This is a genomic window from Megasphaera intestinihominis (genome assembly GCF_040096415.1).
Lineage (GTDB): Bacteria > Bacillota > Negativicutes > Veillonellales > Megasphaeraceae > Megasphaera > Megasphaera intestinihominis.
In genome coordinates, this window is sequence record NZ_JBBMEU010000110.1 from 1 (window position 1) to 3,198 (window position 3,198).

Sequence of the window (3,198 nt, forward strand, 5' to 3'; positions counted from 1 at the left end):
CGCCCTCTGGGCGCCCCGCCGCGAGATTTGCTCACAGCCCATTCGATTATGGTGGTATGTTTTTACGAACCACGAGCCACGAACCACGAGCCACTGATTCTGTGTTATACTATGGTGTATACAGTTTATCATGAATAAAGGGGGTCTCCTCATGAAGTGTGTTGTTTTGCTCAGTGGCGGCGTCGATTCTACGACGTGTCTGGCCATGGCTTTGACGAAATATAAAAAGGAAGACGTCTTGGCGTTGACGGCTTATTATGGCCAGAAACATGCCAAGGAATTGGAAGCGGCCCGCAAGGTGGCGGCTTACTACGGGGTGCAGCAGCAGGAGGTCAATTTGTCTCAGGCTTTTTCTCTGAGCGATTGTTCGCTCCTGCAGGGCAGCCATAAGGCGATTGCCCATGAATCGTATGCAGATCAGCTGGCCAAGAAGAGCGGCGAAGGGACGGTTGATACGTATGTGCCTTTCCGCAACGGTCTGTTCTTGTCGTTTGCCGCAGCCGTCGCCGTCAGCGTCGGCGCGGAAGTCATTTATTACGGTGCCCATGCCGATGATGCCGCTGGCCGGGCGTATCCGGACTGCACACCGGAATTTGAAACGGCCATGAACACGGCCATTTATGAAGGTTCTGGCCGGACCTGCCACTTGGAAGCGCCTTTGTTATCGTGGAACAAAGCGGGCGTCGTCAAAGAAGGCCTGCGCCTGGGCGCGCCTTATGAATTGACCTGGAGCTGCTATGAAGGCGGCGACAAGCCCTGTGGTGTCTGCGGGACCTGCCGCGACCGGGCGGCTGCCTTTGCTGCCAATGGGGTCAAGGACCCGGCATTGTCATAAAACAGGGAGTCAGGGAGGAGACATATATATGGAATATAAGGTAAAGACGCGGCTGACGACGATGGTACTGTTGGCTCTCATGGCCTTTGGGTCCGTCCAGGCCAGCGATGCTGTGTCCGAAAAAGATAATTTTTATCAGGCTGTCAATGGCAAGACGTTAGCAGCTCAGCAAATCCGGCCGACGGAAGCTTCTTGGTCCTGGTTTTCTGAACGGTCTTTAGAAAATAAGAAAGCCCTGGGCAAGGAACTGGAAACGGTCGCCGCCAAGCAGGGAACTTATGCCAAGGGGACGCCGGAACAGAAAATCGCCGACCTCTACGCCTGCGCCATCGACAATAAACAGCGCAACGCCACGGCCCGCGCCCATCTGCAGGAACTGACCTGTCCCATTGAAAAAGCCCAGACCCTGCCGGAATTGACGGCGGCCTTGCAGGCGGTCAGTGCCAAGACCGGGACGGATATCTTCGTAGGCTACACCGTCGACCGCCTGCCGACGGGCCTGCGTTATGTGCCGCGTATCTTGACGGTGACGCCGTCCTTTACGAAGGATGAATTGGAAAAAGAACCCCAGCCCGGAGCCTGGAAGGCTTATCGGGAATACGTCGCCCATATCCTCGAAGAAGCCGGAGAAGCGCCGGACCAGGCGGCGGCTCACAGCGAAGCCATCTTCGCCATGGAAAAGGGCCTGGGGCCACACTTGCTGACGAGCGAACAGCGCAATGACGTGACTGTCCAGAACCGCCTGATGTCGCGGGGGAATCTGGAAAAACTCATGCCCAATATGGGCGGCAAGACGGTCCTGACCAACCTGGGCCTGAATAAAGAAAAACAATTCTTCTTATCGAATCCGGAGTATTTACAGCAGTTCGACGCCCTCTATGTGCCTAAGAATCTCGACCTGCTCAAGAGCTATGCTGTCTATCAGGTCTATAGCGGCTTTGCGCCCAGTGCGGATATCAAATTGCGGGATCTGCAGCGCAATTATGCCCTCCAGCGCTTCGGCATCGCCCAGGCGCGGGATGACAAGGAAACGGCGAGCCGCATGGTCCAGAACATGCTGTCTTATGAATTCGGCCAGATTTATATGAAGAATCACTGTACGGCGGCCATCATCAACGATGTGAAGGCCATGATCAATGAAATCCGCGACGTCTATCAGCAGCGGCTGGAAGCCAATGACTGGCTCAGTCAGGCGACGCGGGCCAAAGCCGTCGACAAGCTCAGCCACCTGCGAGTCTTTGTCGGCGGTCCGGCTGAAGATGACAAACCTATCATCGAAAGTATGCCTGACGTCATTGCTCCACAGGATGGCGGCGATTTGCTGGCCAATGTCATGCACAACGGCGTCCTGGAAAAACAGCAGGTCCATGCGCTATTGGGAACGAATTTTAATCCCGATAAATGGTATGCCTTTGACCCGCAAGATGTCAATGCCGCTTATATCCCGGAAAATAACAGCATCACCATCCCGGCCGGTATCCTGCAGCCGCCGTTCTACGATGCCAAAGCTTCACGCGGTGCCAATCTGGGCGGCATCGGCGTCGTCATTGGCCATGAGATTTCCCATGCTTTTGACCCGAATGGCAGCAAGTACGACAGCGAAGGCCGCTTGAAGAACTGGTGGAAGGCAAAAGACTATGAAGCTTTCCAGAAATTATCGGCTGCTTTCGGTCCTTATTACGATCGCTATACCCTCGGCAAGGGGCTCCATGAAAATGGCAAGCTCGTCAGCAACGAAGCCATTGCCGACTGCGGCGGCCTGTCGGTTGCGACGGAACTGGCCCATGACGACCAAGGGATGCTGCGCGACTTATACCGCACCTTTGCCACGGTATTTGCGACCAAGATGACCGACCAGCTGCTGCTCTACCTGGTCCAGAATGATCCCCATCCGACTGGCGAAGCCCGCGTCAACGGCGCCTTGTCGTCGACGAATGGCTTCTATACGGCCTATGGCATCCAGCCCGGCGACGGCATGTATGTCGAACCGCAGAAGCGCGTCCATTTGTGGTAAAATCTTCGTGGCTAGTGGCTAGTGGCTAGTGGCTAGTGGTTCGTAAGGCCGTCCTGCTGCGGCGGCCTGCGGCCTGCGTCCTCATAAAGTATTTACACAACTAATCCTTGCATTATCGTGGGGAATACGGTACAATCGCAGTGAGCAATAGCCGTATATTGCACTAGTGGGACAAAAAACGTACCACTAGGAACAGAAACGTCAATCGTTACGTGTACGTGAGTAGAAAAGGAGAAATCTGTATGCTGAAAAAAACAAAGATCGTCTGCACCTTAGGCCCCAGTTCCAATACCCCGGAAATTATCGAAAAGATGATTAAAGCCGGCATGAACGTTGCCCGCTTTAATTT

General features: G+C 54.6%; 3 protein-coding genes. All 3 read left to right on the forward strand.

Annotated features, from left to right (window positions below; translation table 11 throughout):
• Positions 1-151: 151 nt before the first annotated feature.
• On the forward strand, positions 152-835 hold the full coding sequence (gene queC / locus WMO23_RS11005; protein WP_020311779.1) for a 7-cyano-7-deazaguanine synthase QueC: 684 nt from the start codon (positions 152-154) through the stop codon (positions 833-835).
• Positions 836-863: 28 nt separating this feature from the next.
• Positions 864-2,849: a M13 family metallopeptidase gene (locus WMO23_RS11010; RefSeq protein WP_292106571.1), complete on the forward strand. Its 1,986-nt coding sequence runs from the start codon at positions 864-866 to the stop codon at positions 2,847-2,849.
• Between the two features lie 242 nt (positions 2,850-3,091).
• Positions 3,092-3,198: pyruvate kinase (locus WMO23_RS11015; RefSeq protein WP_288643836.1), on the forward strand; the 107-nt coding region annotated here is incomplete at its 3' end.

What these genes read in the sequence shown, in the direction of transcription:
- queC (WP_020311779.1), top strand. Translation starts at nt 152, where the DNA reads ATGAAGTGTGTTGTTTTGCTCAGTGGCGGCGTCGATTCTACGACGTGT.
- WMO23_RS11010 (WP_292106571.1), top strand. Translation starts at nt 864, where the DNA reads ATGGAATATAAGGTAAAGACGCGGCTGACGACGATGGTACTGTTGGCT.